The organism is Streptomyces sp. NPDC037410 (assembly GCF_055602235.1).
The window spans coordinates 14532-29848 of sequence record NZ_JBVJWR010000019.1 but is presented as its reverse complement, the minus strand read 5'-3'; the positions used below and the strand labels follow the sequence as shown (position 1 = coordinate 29848).

The following is a 15317-nucleotide window of genomic DNA, read 5'->3' as shown; positions in this document are numbered from 1 at the left end:
AGGATCGGTGCCATGTCCGAGAAGCACGATCCCGCCCCGTACGACGCCCTGCTGCTGCTCTCCTTCGGCGGCCCCGAGGGCCCGGACGACGTGGTCCCGTTCCTGGAGAACGTGACACGCGGCCGCGGCATCCCGAAGGAACGGCTCAAGGAAGTGGGGCAGCACTACTTCCTCTTCGGCGGCGTCTCCCCGATCAACGGCCAGAACCGCGCGCTGCTCGACGCGCTGCGGACGGACTTCGAGCAGGCCGCGCTCGACCTGCCGGTCTACTGGGGAAACCGGAACTGGGCGCCGTACCTCACCGACACCCTCCGCGAGATGATCACCGACGGGCGGCGCCACATCGCCGTCCTCGCCACCAGCGCGTACGCCTCCTACTCCGGCTGCCGCCAGTACCGCGAGAACCTCGCCGACGCGCTCGCCACCCTGGAGGCGGAAGGACTCCCGCTGCCCCGGGTCGACAAGCTCCGGCACTACTTCAACCACCCCGGCTTCGTCGAGCCCATGATCGAGGGCGTCCTGGCCTCGCTCGCCGAGCTCGACCCGGCCGTGCGGGACGGCGCCCACCTCGCCTTCACCACCCACTCCATCCCCGACTCCGCCGCCGACAGCTCAGGACCGGTCACCGAGCACGGCGAGGGCGGCGCCTACGTCCGCCAGCACCTCGACGTGGCGCGGGTCATCGTCGACGCCGTCCGCGAGGAGACCGGGATCGACCACCCCTGGAAGCTCGTCTACCAGTCCCGCAGCGGCGCCCCCCACATCCCGTGGCTGGAGCCCGACATCTGCGACCACCTGGAGGAGCTCCACGGCGCCGGCGTGCCCGCCGCCGTCATGGTCCCGATCGGCTTCGTCTCCGACCACATGGAGGTCCTCTACGACCTCGACACGGAGGCCACCGCCAAGGCCGCGGAGCTCGGCCTGCCCGTCCGGCGCTCGGCCACCGTCGGCGCCGACCCGCGCTTCGCCGCCGCCGTCCGCGAGCTCGTCCTGGAACGGGCGGCGCACGAGCGGGGGAGCAGGGCCGAGCGGTGCGCCCTGGGCGCGCTGGGGCCCTCCCACGACCTGTGCCCGATCGGCTGCTGCCCGGCCAGGGCCGAGCGGCCCGCGGCGGCCGGTGCCGACAGCCCCTACGCGTAAGGAGTCAGCGTGACCGACCCTCTGCTCACCGAACTGCACGACCTCGCCCTGGAGGCCGCACGGCGGGCCGGAGCGCTGCTGCGCGACGGCCGGCCGGACGACCTGGCCGTGGCGATGACCAAGTCGAGCCCCATCGACGTCGTCACCGAGATGGACATCGCCGCCGAGAAGCTGATCACCGGCTTCCTCTCCGAGCACCGCCCGCAGGACGGCTTCCTCGGCGAGGAGGGCGCGTCGAGCCCCGGGACGAGCGGGATCCGCTGGGTGATCGACCCGCTCGACGGCACCGTGAACTACCTGTACGGCCTGCCCACCTGGGCGGTCTCGATCGCCGCCGAGCGGGACGGCGAGACCGTCGTCGGCGTCGTCGAGGCCCCGATGCGCGGCGAGACCTACCGGGCCGTCCTCGGCGGCGGAGCCTACGCGGGGGAGCGGCGCCTGGCCGTCCGCCCCTCGCCCGCGCTCGACCAGGCCCTCCTCGGCACCGGCTTCGGGTACGTCCAGGCCCGCCGCGCCCACCAGGCCGACGTGGCCCAGCGGGTCATCCCGCTCGTCCGCGACATCCGCCGCGGCGGCTCGGCCGCCATCGACCTCTGCGACGTCGCGGCCGGCCGCCTCGACGCGTACTACGAGCGCGGCCTCAACCCCTGGGACCTCGCGGCGGGCGCGCTCATCGCCCGCGAGGCGGGCGGCCTCACCGGCGGCCGCCCCGGGGAGCCGGAGTCCGGCGAGCTGACCCTCGCGGCCTCCCCGGGCCTCTTCGCGCCCCTCCAGGAGCTCCTGGAGGAGCTGGGGGCCTGGCACGACTAGGCCTGTCCGGCGGATCAGGGTCCGACAGGCCCCAGCGTCTGCCGTACGGACGCACGAGGGCCCCGGTGCCGGGACGGCGCCGGGGCCCACGCGTACGTGCTCGAGGTCGGACAGGGTCCGGGTGAAACGGGTCAGACGCCCGGCGCGGCCACCTCCACGCCGTGCTCGGCGGCCAGCCGGTGCAGGTCGTCAAGCTCCGCCTGCTCCACCTCCGCCAGGTAGTCGTCGCCCGTCTCACGGGCCCGCGTGAGGTCCGTCTGCGTGGTCCTGATGCGGTGCAGCAGTCCTGCGGTGAAAGCGTCCATCGTGCGCCCCCTCCTCGTGGGTCCGGTGGCACGGGGGTGTGCCGAGGGTGGGTGGATCACGCACTGCGAACTCTGGGGGACAGAGAGCGGTAGGTGGCGCGCCACATACAGGGCGTGATCACGGGGTGTGCAGTCGTCCTCCCCAGCCCGTTCCTCAGAGAAACCTCAACTGGCCCGAGAATCCGGTGAATTCTTCGTTCCGGCGCACGCGCCCCGCCGCGCGCCCCCTCCCGACGAAGGCCCCGCACCCCCGTCTTACAGCCGGTTTACGCGCGTACGGGGCAGGATGGACACGCACAGTCAGTGCTCAGATCTCAGCCGGTCCCCACCCCGGACAGCGGCTCAACGGGAAGGAAATACGACGTGCGCGTACTCGTCGTCGAGGACGAGCAGCTGCTCGCCGATGCGGTGGCCACCGGACTGCGCCGGGAGGCCATGGCCGTCGACGTCGTGTACGACGGCGCCGCGGCCCTGGAGCGCGTCGGGGTCAACGACTACGACGTCGTCGTCCTCGACCGCGACCTCCCGCTCGTCCACGGCGACGACGTCTGCCGCAAGATCGTCGAGCTCGGCATGCCCACCCGCGTCCTGATGCTCACCGCCTCCGGCGACGTCAGCGACCGCGTCGAGGGCCTGGAGCTCGGGGCGGACGACTACCTCCCCAAGCCCTTCGCCTTCACCGAGCTCACCGCGCGCGTGCGCGCCCTCGGCCGCCGCACCACCGTCCCGCTCCCGCCCGTCCTGGAGCGCGCCGGCATCAAGCTCGACCCCAACCGCCGCGAGGTCTTCCGCGAGGGCCGCGAGGTCCAGCTCGCGCCGAAGGAGTTCGCCGTCCTGGAGGTCCTCATGCGCAGCGAGGGCGCCGTCGTCTCGGCCGAGCAGCTCCTGGAGAAGGCCTGGGACGAGAACACCGACCCGTTCACCAACGTCGTGCGCGTCACCGTCATGACCCTGCGGCGCAAGCTCGGCGAGCCGCCGGTCATCGTCACCGTCCCCGGCTCCGGGTACCGGATCTGACCCGATGGCCACGACCCCCGCGCCCCACCCCCAGGCGCCCCCGAAACCCACCTGGGACCCCCGCGACCCCGTCCGGCCGCTGCTGCGCCCGACCATCCGGATACGGCTCACGCTGCTGTACGGCGGGATGTTCCTGATCGCCGGCATCCTGCTGCTGTCGATCATCTACCTCTTCACCGCCCAGGCCCTCAGTGACAGCACCTCGCAGCTGCCCTTCAAGGTCGTCAACGGCACGGTCCAGCCCACCACCTCCTGGTGCCGGCTGCCCGAGTCGCCGACCGGCGACCAGCTCAACGACGCCGTCACGCTGTGCCTGCGGCACCAGAGCGACATCGCCCTGGAAGACCTCCTGCGGCGGTCCCTCTTCGCCCTGCTCGGCCTGAGCATCATCGCCTTCGCCTTCGGCTACGCCATGGCGGGAAGGGTGCTCTCGCCGCTCGGCCGGATCACCCGGACCGCCCGCCAGGTGGCCAGTTCGGACCTGTCCCGGCGGATCGAGCTGGACGGCCCCGACGACGAGCTCAAGGAGCTCGCCGACACCTTCGACGAGATGCTGGACCGCCTGGAGCGGGCCTTCACGGCCCAGCAGCGGTTCGTCGCGAACGCCTCGCACGAGCTGCGGACCCCGCTCGCGATCAACCGCACCCTCCTGGAGGTCCACCTCTCGGACCCCGGGGCGCCGGTGGAGCTCCATCAGCTCGGCAAGACCCTGCTCGCCACCAACGAGCGCAGCGAACAGCTCGTCGAGGGCCTGCTGCTGCTCGCCCGGAGCGACAACCAGATCGTCGAGCGCAAACCCGTCGACCTGGCCGAGGTCGCCGAGCGGGGTGTCGACCAGGTGCACGCCGAGGCCGAGGCCAAGGGCGTGGAGATCCGCGGCGAGCGCGAGCCCGCCGTCGTCCAGGGCAACGGCGTCCTCCTGGAACGGATCGTCCTGAACCTGCTCCAGAACGCCGTGCGGTACAACGTGCCGGAGGGAGGCTGGGTGGAGGTCACCACCGAGGTGAAGGACAACCAGGCGGTCCTGGTCGTCTCGAACACGGGACCGGTGGTCCCCGCGTACGAGATCGACAACCTCTTCGAGCCGTTCAGAAGGCTCCGGCAGGAGCGGACGGGCAGCGACAAGGGGGTCGGTCTCGGCCTGTCGATCGCGCGGTCCGTGGCCCGCGCCCACGGCGGCCGTATCATCGCGGAGCCGCGCGAGGGCGGTGGACTCGTGATGCGTGTCACTCTGCCGATCTGACACACTGCATGAGCCGACCGGTTCCGTTCGCTTTGCGCGGAATTCCGGGGCCCCGATTCTGAGACGCTCATGTGTGATCGATCACAGGACAGGGTGTCCGGCCCTCCACGCTCCGTGACCGAGAAATCCCTCGGAAAACCAGGAAAAGTCCGGGTTTCCGGGCCCCGGAATGACGGGAAGTACACGGGGTGGCGCCCGTGAGGACCGCCCGGAGGACCGTGTACGGTCCGGTTCGCCACCCGAAGCCGATCACTCGCGAGAGTGCCCGACGGGTGTCGATTGAGTAACAGACCTTGATGTGAGGCAAAATCTCCGCCTCAGGTCGGGCACAAGTCCGACCTCTCACGCGTTACGTGCGCTGGAGACACCGCAACCACCCAGAGGGGGAGAGCGACATGGCAACGGATTACGACACCCCACGCAAGACCGACGACGACGTCGACTCGGACAGCCTTGAAGAACTGAAGGCCCGCCGGAACGACAAGTCGACCTCGACCGTCGACGTCGACGAGTTCGAGGCCGCCGAAGGCCTGGAGCTTCCCGGCGCCGACCTCTCGAACGAGGAGCTGGCCGTCCGGGTCCTGCCCAAGCAGGCCGACGAGTTCACCTGCATGAGCTGCTTCCTCGTGCACCACCGCAGCCAGCTGGCCCGGGAGAAGAACGGCCAGCCGATCTGCCGCGACTGCGACTGAGACCGCTCGGCCGTGGCAGGCGACACACCGTCCCGGAAGCGGCGTCTGCGGCTCCCCAGGAGCCCGGAGACGCACAAGGGCGGCTCAGGCCCGGCAGAGGGCGCCCTGGAGGCACCTGAAGCCGAGCTCGCCGCCTCGCTGCCCTCCCTCGGCGCACGTGACGACGAGCGAGGCCTCCCGGCCTCGCTCGAAGCGGTCATCGAGATCGCCGAGACGGATCCGGCGCGCCTGCCGGTCCGGCAGGAAGCGGCCGAAGCGCCGGTCGACGTGCGGCAGGGCGGACGCTTCGGCGCCGTCAGGCGGCTGGCCAACCCCGCGCGGGCCCAGCTCGACCGGATCAGGATCGACTCGGACCGGATCGACGCCGTCCGGCGCGGCGTCACGCAGGGCGTCCGGCAGGGCGTCCGGCAGGGCGTGAAGCGCGGCGGAGACGGCGCCAGGGCCGGCCTCGGCTACCTGGCCGACCGGCTGATCGACCTCGCCCCGCGGATCCCCGTCCGCGACCTGGCGACCCTGCGCAGACAGTTCCCCGGGCTCGGCCCCGAGGAGCTCGCCGACAAACTCGTCGCCGGCGCGGCGAACGCGAGTTCGACCGTGGGCGCGGGCGTCGGCGCCGCCGCCATGCTTCCCGTGGCTCCGGCCATGCCGGCCGAGCTGGCGGCCGAGATCACCGGCGTCGCCGCCGTGGAGATCAAACTCATCGCCGAGCTGCACGAGGTCTACGGGCTGCGGCCCCCCGGCCGGCTCACCCAGCGCTCGATGGCCTATCTGACCTCCTGGACCGAGGAGCGGGGCATCGACCCCACCAGGCCCACCACGGTCAACGCCGCACTCGGCGGTCAGCTCAAGCGCGAACTGCGCCAGCAGATCATGAAACGCATGATGCGGAACCTGCCGAACCTCATGCCCTTCATGGTGGGCGCCGCCGTCGGCGCCGTCATGAACCGCCGCGACACCAGGAAACTCGCCGCGCACATCCGCAAGGACCTGCGCGGCCGCCAGATCCCCTGGGACGAGCTCCCGGAGCTGCCCCCGCTGGAGCAGCCCGAGAACCCCAAGGAGCTGGGCTTCTGACGCCGTAGGGCGCGCCGGGTCAGGCGCGCTCCGCCTCCAGGGCCGCGACCAGCGCCTCCGGCTCGCGGCTGGACAGGTACACATACGGCGTCGGGTCCGCCGGGTCCGTCACCTCGACCCGTACCGCCCGCGGCACGTAGCTGCGCATCAGCATGAACGCGCGCGGGTCCGCCTTGTACGTGCGCCAGGCGCGCGCCTCCTCCGCGTCGAGCGCCTCGGCCGCCCCGAGCGCCTCGACCGGGATCCGCGCCTCGCCCGCCACCAGCGAACCGGCCACCACCCGGATCCGGGCGGAGCCGTACGAGGAGACCGCCACGCCCGCGACCACCGCCGCCGCGATCAGGCCGCCCAGCATCGGGACCGCGCCCAGCGGGAACATGATCAGGGCGCCGGACAGACCGAGCAGACCGACGATCACCCACCACGAGCGCGGCGCCGTCAGCCGCTCGTCGAAGCGCGGCGCGGCGGAAGGAGCGGGGGAGGGGGCCGGGGACGGTGCGGAAGGCTGCATGCGTCCAAGCTTGGCACGGCGCGACCTGCGCCCATCCTCGCGGGTAAGGTCTGCGGCTGTGACTGCAACATCTGCCGCCCTCACCCCGCCGGCCGACGCCATACCGCCGGTACGCCACCCCGACGCGCCGGCCCCCGGCGAGCTGCTCGGTGCGCACTACGAGTACTGCTTCGGGTGCGGCGGCGGGCAGCCCCACGGCCTCCACCTGGAAGCGCGTGCGGGCGAGGGCGTGACCGTCACCGCCGAGTTCACGGTGACCCCCGACCACCAGGGCGCCCCCGGCCTCGCGCACGGCGGCGTGCTCGCCACCGCACTCGACGAGACCCTCGGCTCCCTGAACTGGCTGCTGCGGGTCATCGCCGTGACCGGACGCCTGGAGACCGACTTCGCCCGGCCCGTCCCGGTCGGCACCGTCCTCCACCTGGAGGCCGCCGTCACCGCCGTGCACGGCCGCAAGATCTACTCGACCGCGGTCGGACGGATCGGCGGGCCCGAGGGCCCCGTCGCCGTCCGCGCCGACGCCCTCTTCATCGAGGTCAAGGTCGACCACTTCATCGACAACGGCCGCCCGGAGGAGATCCAGGCCGCCATGTCCGACCCCGACCAGGTCCGGCGCGCCCGCGCCTTCGAGGTGAACCCCTGATGCGCAACCCCGTCGACGTACTGATCCGGCGTGTGGACCCGGAGGTGCCGATCCCGGCCTACGGGCATCCCGGCGACGCCGGGGCCGACCTCGTGACCACCGAGGCGGTCGTGCTCGCCCCCGGGGAGCGCGCCGTGCTGCCCACCGGGGTCTCCATCGCCCTGCCGGACGGGTACGCGGCCTTCGTGCACCCGCGCTCCGGTCTCGCCGCCCGATGCGGAGTGGCGCTCGTGAATGCCCCGGGGACCGTGGATGCCGGGTACCGTGGAGAGATCAAGGTGATCGTGGTCAATCTCGACCCGCGCGAGGACGTGCGGTTCGAACGATTCGATCGGATTGCCCAACTTGTCGTCCAGCAGGTCGAGAAGGTCCGCTTCCATGAGGTGGCGGAGCTTCCCGGGTCGGCGCGGGCCGAGGGGGGCTTCGGGTCCACCGGCGGTCATGCCGCCGTGGACGGCACAACGGGTGGGAATCGATACGCTTCGGTCGTATCCGACCGGGAAGGACAGTGACGTGTTCGGACGTCGCAAGAAGAGCGGTGCCGCCGAGGACGCGGCGAGCGAGGCCGAGCAGGTCGTCGACGCGGTGGAGGGCGAGGACGCGGCCGAGCCGCGCCGCGTGAACCTTCCGCCGGCGCCCCGGCCCGACGGGCCCTGGGACATCTCCGAGGTCGCCAAGCCCGACGAGGGCCGTGTGGACCTCGGCGGGATCTTCGTGCCCGGAGTCGAGGGCATGGAACTGCGGGTGGAGGTGGCGGGCGACGCGATCGTCGCGGCCACCGTCGTCCTGCGTGACAGCGCCGTCCAGCTGCAGGCCTTCGCCGCGCCCAAGAACGAGGGCATCTGGGGCGAGGTCCGCGACGAGATCGCCACCGGTATCGTCCAGCAGGGCGGCGCCATCGACGAGGTCGAGGGCCCGCTCGGCTGGGAGCTGCGGGCGCAGGTCCCGGTGCAGCTGCCGGACGGCAACCGCGGCGTGCAGCTGGTCCGCTTCGTGGGCGTCGACGGGCCCCGCTGGTTCCTGCGCGGAGTGATCTCCGGGCAGGGCGCGGTCCAGCCCGAGGCCGCAGGCCTCCTGGAGCAGATCGTCCGGGACACCGTGGTCGTCCGCGGCGACGGCCCGATGGCCCCGCGCGACCCGATCGTCCTCAAGCTGCCGAACGACGCGCAGATGGTGCCGGACGGCGTGCAGCAGGAGGAGCAGGAGAACTCCCGCTTCTCCGGCGGCATGGGCCAGCTCCAGCGCGGTCCGGAGATCTCCGAGATCCGCTGAGAAAACAAGTCGCTACGGCCGGTGGGCCGCTTCCCGTACGAGAGATACGGGAAGCGGCCCACCGGCCTTTCCGGCGGCCCACCGGCCTTTCCGGCGGCCCACCGGCCCGTCTTCCGGCGGCCCACCGCCCGTTTTCCACAGGCCCGCGCTCCGGCAAGGAGAGTGCGGGTGGTCGTCCACAGGACGCGCGGCGCGCACCGGCAGCGGAGCAGGCCGCGGGGCACATCAGAATCACGTCAATACCGCCCCCGGCCACTCCCCGCGTACGGAATGTCCGATTGGCTGGAGATATGGTCGAGCCATGGGACGCGGCAAGCTTCGGATCTACCTCGGCGCGGCGCCGGGCGTCGGCAAGACCTACGCCATGCTCTCCGAGGCCCACCGCCGGGTGGAGCGCGGCACGGACTGCGTGGTGGCCTTCGTGGAGTGCCACGGCCGCCCGCGCACCGAGGTCATGCTGCACGGCCTGGAGGAGGTCCCGCGCCGCACCCTGGAGTACCGGGGCGCGACCTTCACCGAGATGGACGTCGACGCCGTCCTCGCCCGCCGTCCCGCCGTCGCCCTGGTCGACGAGCTGGCCCACACGAACGTGCCGGGCTCCCGCAACCCCAAGCGGTGGCAGGACGTCGCCGAGCTCCTCGCCGCCGGTATCGACGTCGTGTCGACCGTGAACATCCAGCACCTGGAGTCCCTCGGCGACGTCGTCGAGGCGATCACCGGGGTGCGCCAGCGGGAGACCGTCCCCGACGAGGTGGTGCGCAGGGCGGACCAGATCGAGCTGGTCGACATGTCCCCGGAGGCGCTGCGCCGCCGCATGGCCCACGGCAACATCTACAAACCGGACAGGATCGACGCGTCCCTGTCGAACTACTTCCGCCCGGGGAACCTCACGGCCCTGCGCGAGCTGGCGCTGCTCTGGACCGCCGACCGGGTCGACGAGTACCTCCGGCAGTACCGGGGCGAGCACGACATCCGCTCGACCTGGCAGGCCCGGGAGCGGATCGTCGTCGGCCTGACCGGCGGCCCCGAGGGCCGCACCCTCATACGGCGCGCCACCCGGCTCGCCGAGAAGGGCGCGGGCGGCGAGGTCCTCGCCGTCTACATCGCCCGCAGTGACGGGCTCACCGCCGCCTCCCCGAAGGAGCTGGCGGTCCAGCGGACCCTCGTCGAGGACCTCGGCGGAACGTTCCACCACGTCATCGGCGACGACATCCCCTCCGCGCTCCTGGAATTCGCCCGCGGGGTCAACGCCACCCAGATCGTCCTCGGCTCCAGCCGTCGCCGGACCTGGCAGTACGTGCTCGGCCCCGGCGTCGGCCAGACCGTGGCCCGCGACTCGGGACCCGACCTCGACGTCCACATCGTCACCCACGGCGAGGTCGCCAAGGGCCGGGGCCTGCCGGTCGCGCGCGGGGCCCGCCTCGGCCGCTCCCGGATCCTCGGCGGCTGGCTCGTCGGCGTCGCGGGCCCGCTCGGCCTGGCCCTGCTGCTCACGCACATCGACGCCGACCTCGGCCTCGCCAACGACATGCTGCTCTTCCTCGCCCTGACGGTCGGCGCGGCCCTCCTCGGCGGCTTCCTCCCGGCGCTCGCCTCGGCGGCCGTCGGCTCCTTCCTCCTCAACTGGTTCTTCACCCCGCCCCTGCACCGGCTGACCATCGCCGACCCCCTGAACATCGTCGCCATCGCCGTCTTCTTCGGCGTCGCGATGGCGGTGGCCTCCGTGGTCGACCTGGCCGCCCGGCGCACCCACCAGGCCGCCCGGCTGCGCGCCGAGTCCGAGGTGCTCTCCTACCTCGCCGGCAGCGTGCTGCGCGGCGAGACGAGCCTGGACGCCCTCCTGGAACGGGTTCGCGAGACCTTCTCGATGGAGTCGGTGGCCCTTCTGGAGCGCGCGGACGAGGTCGAGCCGTGGACCCGGGCGGCCAGCGTCGGCCCCCACCCGGCGGCCCGGCCGGAGGACGCGGACGTGGACATGCCCGTCGGCGACCACCTGGCCCTCGCCCTGAGCGGCCGGGTGCTGCCCGCCGAGGACCGGCGGGTGCTCGGCGCCTTCGCCGCCCAGGCCGCGGTCGTCCTCGACCGGCAGCGGCTCGTCGGCGAGGCGGAGGAGGCCCGGAAGCTGGCCGAGGGCAACAAGATCCGCACGTCCCTGCTCGCCGCCGTCAGCCACGACCTGCGGACCCCGCTCGCGAGCATCAAGGCCTCCGTCTCCTCGCTCCGCTCCGACGACGTCGAGTGGTCCGAGCAGGACCGGGCCGAGCTCCTGGAGGGCATCGAGGCCGGCGCCGACCGCCTGGACCACCTCGTGGGCAACCTCCTGGACATGTCCCGCCTCCAGACCGGCACCGTCACCCCCCTGATCCGCCCGGTCGACCTCGACGAGGTCGTCCCCATGGCCCTCGGGGGAGTGCCGGACGGCAGCGCCGAGCTCGACATCCCCGAGACCCTGCCCATGGTCGAGGTCGACAAGGGCCTCCTGGAGCGGGCCGTCGCCAACATCGTGGAGAACGCCGTGAAGTACAGCCCCGAGGGCGTGCCCGTCGCCGTCGCCGCCAGCGCCCTGGGCGAGCGGGTCGAGCTGCGGGTCACCGACCGCGGCCCCGGCGTCCCCGACGAGGCCAAGGAGGGCATCTTCGAGCCCTTCCAGCGCTTCGGCGACGCCCCGCGCGGCGCCGGCGTCGGCCTGGGCCTCGCGGTCGCCCGCGGCTTCGTGGAGGCCATGGGCGGGACGCTCGGCGCCGAGGACACCCCCGGCGGCGGCCTCACCATGGTCCTCACCCTGCGCGCCGCGCCGGGCGGCTCCCAGGCCCCGCCCGCCGACCTACCGGCCCACGCGGTGACGTGACCGCCGTGACGTGACCGCCGTGACCTGACCGCGGTGACCTGACCGCCGGGCCCGTACCCGCGCCGGCGCCCTTGAGCGCAGCCGTACCCACCTCCGTAACCACCTCCGTACCCACCGACACAGCGAAGAAGGCAGGCCCCCTCCATGACCCGGGTCCTCGTGGTCGACGACGAGCCGCAGATCGTCCGCGCCCTGGTGATCAACCTGAAGGCGCGGAAGTACGAGGTCGACGCCGCGCCCGACGGCGCCACCGCCCTCCGGCTCGCCGCCGAACGCCATCCCGACGTCGTCGTCCTCGACCTCGGACTGCCCGACATGGACGGCGTCGAGGTCATCAAGGGCCTGCGCGGCTGGACGAGGGTGCCGATCCTGGTCCTGTCCGCCCGGCAGACCTCCGACGAGAAGGTGGAGGCGCTCGACGCGGGCGCCGACGACTACGTCACCAAGCCCTTCGGCATGGACGAGCTGCTCGCCCGGCTGCGCGCCGCCGTGCGCCGCGCCGAGCCCGTCGGCGGAGCCGAGGACGGGGTCGTCGTGGTCGAGACCGAGGGCTTCACCGTCGACCTGGCGGCGAAGAAGGTGCACCGCGACGGACGCGACGTCCGGCTCACCCCCACCGAGTGGCACCTCCTGGAGGTCCTCGTCCGCAACAGCGGCCGCCTGGTCAGCCAGAAGCAGCTGCTCCAGGAGGTCTGGGGACCCTCGTACGGCACGGAGACCAACTACCTCCGGGTCTACATGGCGCAGCTCCGCCGCAAGCTGGAGACCGACCCCTCGCACCCGCGCCACTTCGTCACCGAACCGGGCATGGGGTACCGCTTCGAACGCTGAAACGGGGGCCGTGCGGAGGGGTGGTCCGGGGCCGCGACCGGTGTGGGTGGCGGCCGGTACGCTTTCTGTATGAGTGCTGCACCGCGTACAGAGAAGCCGGCCGGACGGTTCCGCCGGATGCTCGACCGGCTCTCCTCCTCACCGGAGGACCTGGAGTCGGAGGAGCTCCAGGAGGACGCCGAGGCCTCGGGGTGCACGCGTATCTCCGACTGCTCCGACCGACAGATAGTCAAGGTGACTGGTACCTTGCGCACGGTCACGCTGCGTCCCCGGGCCGGTGTGCCCGCGCTGGAGGCCGAACTCTTCGACGGCACGGCACCGCTCGACGTCGTGTGGCTCGGCCGGCGCTCCATCGTGGGCATCGAACCGGGCCGCAAGCTGATCGCCTCCGGCCGGATCTCCATGAGCCACGGCCGGCGGGTCCTCTTCAACCCCAAATACGAGCTCCGACCGCTCGGACAGGAGTAGCCGGTGACGTCCCTCGACAAGCCGACCGCGGACCGGTCGACCCCGGACCAGGACGCCCAGGCGGACAAGGCCGTGACCGAGGCCGCGCTCTTCGAGGCCTTCGGCGGTCTGCGGGGCATGATCGAGACGGTCCTGCCCGGCCTGCTGTTCGTCACGATCTTCACGATCAACAAGGACCTGCACGTCTCGGCGATCGCCGCGCTCGCGGTCTCGCTGGTCCTGGTGGCCGTCCGGCTGATCCGTCGGGACACCGTCAAGCACGCCTTCAGCGGCGTCTTCGGCGTCGCCTTCGGCGTGGTCTTCGCGATGATGACCGGCAACGCCAAGGACTTCTACCTGCCGGGCATGCTCTACACGCTCGGCCTCGCCTTGGCGTACCTCATCACCGCGCTCGCCGGAGTGCCCCTGATCGGCCTGATCCTCGGCCCGGTCTTCAAGGAGAACCTCTCCTGGCGCACCCGCAACCCGGGCCGCAAGAAGGCGTACACCAAGGCGAGCTGGGCCTGGGGTCTGATCCTGCTCGGCAAGTGCGCGATCCTCTTCCCGATGTACTGGTGGGCCGACACCACCAAGTTCGGCTGGGTCCTCGTCGCCCTGAAGATCCCGCCGTTCCTGCTCGCGGTCTACCTCACCTGGGTGTTCCTCGCGAAGGCCCCGGCGCCGATCGACGTCTTCGCCGAGATGGAGGCCGAGGAGCGCGCCGAGAAGGAGCGCAAGGCGGCCGCGGCGGCACAACACCACCCGGAGGCCTGAGCCTCCGACGCACGGGAGCCCCCGGGGCCTGAGCGGGGCGTACGTACAGCGAAGCCCCCGGGCCTGAGCGGGCGTACGTACAGCGAAGCCCCCGGGCCTGAGCGGGCGTACAGGGAAGCCCCCGGACCTGAGCGGGCGTACGGGGAAGCCCCCCGAGCCCGAGCCGGCGGACGGAGAAGCCCCCCGAGCCCGAGACGCCACGCGGAAGGGCCCGGAACCCCTCGGGGTCCCGGGCCCTTCCGCGTACCACGCCTGATCAGGACTCGGAGGAATCCCGGCGGACCTGCAGGAGGTCCTCCAGCTGCTCCTCGCGGGCCTGCGCGGCCACGAACAGCAGCTCGTCGCCGGCCTCCAGGGTCTCCTCGGCGCTCGGCGTGAGCACCCGCGAACCGCGGATGATCGTCACCAGCGAGGTGTCCTGCGGCCAGGCCACGTCCCCGACGGCGGTGCCGGCGACCGCCGACTCCGGCGGCAGCGTCAGCTCGACCAGGTTCGCGTCGCCGTGGCTGAAGCGCAGCAGCCGGACCAGGTCGCCGACGCTCACCGCCTCCTCGACCAGGGCCGACATCAGGCGCGGCGTCGAGACGGCCACGTCCACGCCCCAGGCCTCGTTGAACAGCCACTCGTTCTTCGGGTTGTTCACCCGGGCGACCACACGCGGCACGCCGTACTCGGTCTTGGCGAGCAGCGAGACGACCAGGTTCACCTTGTCGTCACCGGTCGCCGCGATGACCACGTTGCAGCGCTGCAGCGCCGCCTCGTCCAGCGAGGTGATCTCGCAGGCGTCGGCGAGCAGCCACTCCGCCTGCGGCACCCGCTCCACCGAGATGGCGGTCGGCGCCTTGTCGACCAGCAGGACCTCGTGGCCGTTCTCCAGGAGCTCGCCCGCGATGGACCGGCCCACCGCACCCGCGCCCGCAATAGCGACACGCATCAGTGACCGCCCTCCTCGGGGCCCTCGGCGAAGGCCGCCTCGACCTTCGCGATCTCGTCCGTACGCATCATCACGTGCACCAGGTCACCTTCCTGGAGCACCGTCTGCGAGGTCGGCAGAATCGCTTCGCCCAGTCGGGTGAGGAAGGCGACGCGGACGCCGGTCTCCTCCTGGAGCCTGCTCACCTTGTGGCCGATCCACGCCGGGGAGGTGTGCACCTCGGCGAGCTGCACGCCACCGCTCGGGTCGCGCCACAGCGGCTCCGCGCCCGAGGGCAGCAGCCGGCGGAGCATCTGGTCGGCGGTCCAGCGGACCGTCGCGACCGTCGGGATCCCGAGCCGCTGGTAGACCTCGGCGCGACGCGGGTCGTAGATCCGCGCCGCCACGTTCTCGATGCCGAACATCTCGCGCGCGACCCGCGCCGCGATGATGTTGGAGTTGTCGCCGCTGCTCACCGCGGCGAAGGCACCGGCCTCCTCGATCCCGGCCTCACGCAGCGTGTCCTGGTCGAAACCCACGCCCGTGACCCGCCGGCCGCCGAAGCCCGAGCCCAGACGGCGGAAAGCCGTCGGATCCTGGTCCACGACCGCGACGGTGTGCCCCTGCTGTTCGAGGGTCTGCGCGAGAGCGGCTCCCACTCGCCCGCAGCCCATGATGACGATGTGCACGTCCCCTTACCCCGCACTCCTGATCGTCTTGCTGACCTGCGAATACACCCTGCTCACAACTCTCCTCGCCCGATCGGCCCGGGTCGCGGCGGGCGACACCCTGACGGA

17 protein-coding genes are annotated in these 15317 nt (G+C 72.2%); 13 read left to right on the top strand and 4 right to left on the bottom strand.

Features of this window, described 5'->3' with window-relative positions; genetic code table 11:
* Positions 1 to 12: 12 nt before the first annotated feature.
* A complete protein-coding gene (locus ACZ7HT_RS27900) occupies positions 13 to 1140 on the top strand; it encodes a ferrochelatase (protein ID WP_471170977.1) in 1128 nt (375 codons plus the stop codon).
* 9 nt (positions 1141 to 1149) lie between these two features.
* Complete coding sequence (locus ACZ7HT_RS27895) at positions 1150 to 1950, top strand: inositol monophosphatase family protein (RefSeq protein WP_471170975.1); 801 nt, start codon at positions 1150 to 1152, stop codon at positions 1948 to 1950.
* A gap of 131 nt (positions 1951 to 2081) precedes the next feature.
* On the opposite strand, the gene ACZ7HT_RS27890 is transcribed toward ACZ7HT_RS27895, so the two are convergent.
* On the bottom strand, positions 2082 to 2255 hold the full coding sequence (locus ACZ7HT_RS27890; protein WP_181924475.1) for a hypothetical protein: 174 nt from the start codon (positions 2253 to 2255) through the stop codon (positions 2082 to 2084).
* A 363-nt stretch (positions 2256 to 2618) separates the two neighbouring features.
* Here ACZ7HT_RS27890 and ACZ7HT_RS27885 point away from each other — a divergent pair, with 363 nt between their 5' ends.
* From ACZ7HT_RS27885 to ACZ7HT_RS27870, 4 genes are all read left to right on the top strand, one after another.
* On the top strand, positions 2619 to 3272 hold the full coding sequence (locus tag ACZ7HT_RS27885; RefSeq protein ID WP_030687123.1) for a response regulator transcription factor: 654 nt from the start codon (positions 2619 to 2621) through the stop codon (positions 3270 to 3272).
* Between the two features lie 4 nt (positions 3273 to 3276).
* Complete coding sequence (locus tag ACZ7HT_RS27880; RefSeq protein WP_471170973.1) at positions 3277 to 4515, top strand: sensor histidine kinase; 1239 nt, start codon at positions 3277 to 3279, stop codon at positions 4513 to 4515.
* A 395-nt stretch (positions 4516 to 4910) separates the two neighbouring features.
* A complete protein-coding gene (locus ACZ7HT_RS27875) occupies positions 4911 to 5207 on the top strand; it encodes a DUF4193 domain-containing protein (RefSeq protein WP_003955561.1) in 297 nt (98 codons plus the stop codon).
* Between the two features lie 12 nt (positions 5208 to 5219).
* Positions 5220 to 6281, top strand: coding sequence for a hypothetical protein (locus ACZ7HT_RS27870; RefSeq protein WP_471170972.1), 1062 nt, complete (start codon positions 5220 to 5222; stop codon positions 6279 to 6281).
* Between the two features lie 19 nt (positions 6282 to 6300).
* Here ACZ7HT_RS27870 and ACZ7HT_RS27865 read toward each other — a convergent pair whose 3' ends face one another.
* Complete coding sequence (locus ACZ7HT_RS27865) at positions 6301 to 6792, bottom strand: DUF3093 domain-containing protein (protein WP_471170971.1); 492 nt, start codon at positions 6790 to 6792, stop codon at positions 6301 to 6303.
* A 58-nt stretch (positions 6793 to 6850) separates the two neighbouring features.
* On the opposite strand from ACZ7HT_RS27865, the gene ACZ7HT_RS27860 reads away from it, so the two are divergent.
* The 7 genes from ACZ7HT_RS27860 (at position 6851) to ACZ7HT_RS27830 (ending at position 13607) form a co-directional block, all read left to right on the top strand.
* On the top strand, positions 6851 to 7435 hold the full coding sequence (locus tag ACZ7HT_RS27860; protein WP_041131652.1) for a PaaI family thioesterase: 585 nt from the start codon (positions 6851 to 6853) through the stop codon (positions 7433 to 7435).
* Positions 7435 to 7947, top strand: coding sequence for a dUTP diphosphatase (gene dut, locus ACZ7HT_RS27855; protein WP_116158406.1), 513 nt, complete (start codon positions 7435 to 7437; stop codon positions 7945 to 7947). Before ACZ7HT_RS27860 ends, dut begins: the two co-directional genes overlap by 1 nt.
* 1 nt (position 7948) lies before the next feature.
* Positions 7949 to 8707, top strand: coding sequence for a DUF3710 domain-containing protein (locus ACZ7HT_RS27850; RefSeq protein ID WP_471170968.1), 759 nt, complete (start codon positions 7949 to 7951; stop codon positions 8705 to 8707).
* 301 nt (positions 8708 to 9008) lie between these two features.
* On the top strand, positions 9009 to 11555 hold the full coding sequence (locus tag ACZ7HT_RS27845; protein ID WP_471170967.1) for a DUF4118 domain-containing protein: 2547 nt from the start codon (positions 9009 to 9011) through the stop codon (positions 11553 to 11555).
* A gap of 144 nt (positions 11556 to 11699) precedes the next feature.
* Positions 11700 to 12386, top strand: a complete 687-nt coding sequence (locus ACZ7HT_RS27840; RefSeq protein WP_398440035.1) for a response regulator — start codon at positions 11700 to 11702, stop codon at positions 12384 to 12386.
* A gap of 69 nt (positions 12387 to 12455) precedes the next feature.
* A complete protein-coding gene (locus tag ACZ7HT_RS27835) occupies positions 12456 to 12854 on the top strand; it encodes an OB-fold nucleic acid binding domain-containing protein (protein WP_015036728.1) in 399 nt (132 codons plus the stop codon).
* Positions 12855 to 12857: 3 nt separating this feature from the next.
* Positions 12858 to 13607, top strand: coding sequence for a DUF3159 domain-containing protein (locus tag ACZ7HT_RS27830; RefSeq protein ID WP_471170965.1), 750 nt, complete (start codon positions 12858 to 12860; stop codon positions 13605 to 13607).
* A 256-nt stretch (positions 13608 to 13863) separates the two neighbouring features.
* On the opposite strand, the gene ACZ7HT_RS27825 is transcribed toward ACZ7HT_RS27830, so the two are convergent.
* Together ACZ7HT_RS27825 and ACZ7HT_RS27820 are read right to left on the bottom strand one after the other, a co-directional pair.
* Entirely contained in the window at positions 13864 to 14541 is a 678-nt protein-coding gene (locus ACZ7HT_RS27825) for a potassium channel family protein (RefSeq protein ID WP_471170963.1), read from the bottom strand.
* Positions 14541 to 15209 carry a potassium channel family protein gene (locus ACZ7HT_RS27820; protein WP_041131658.1) on the bottom strand — a complete coding sequence of 223 codons (669 nt, stop codon included), beginning with the start codon at positions 15207 to 15209 and terminating at the stop codon, positions 14541 to 14543. Before ACZ7HT_RS27820 ends, ACZ7HT_RS27825 begins: the two co-directional genes overlap by 1 nt.
* Positions 15210 to 15317 lie beyond the last annotated feature (108 nt).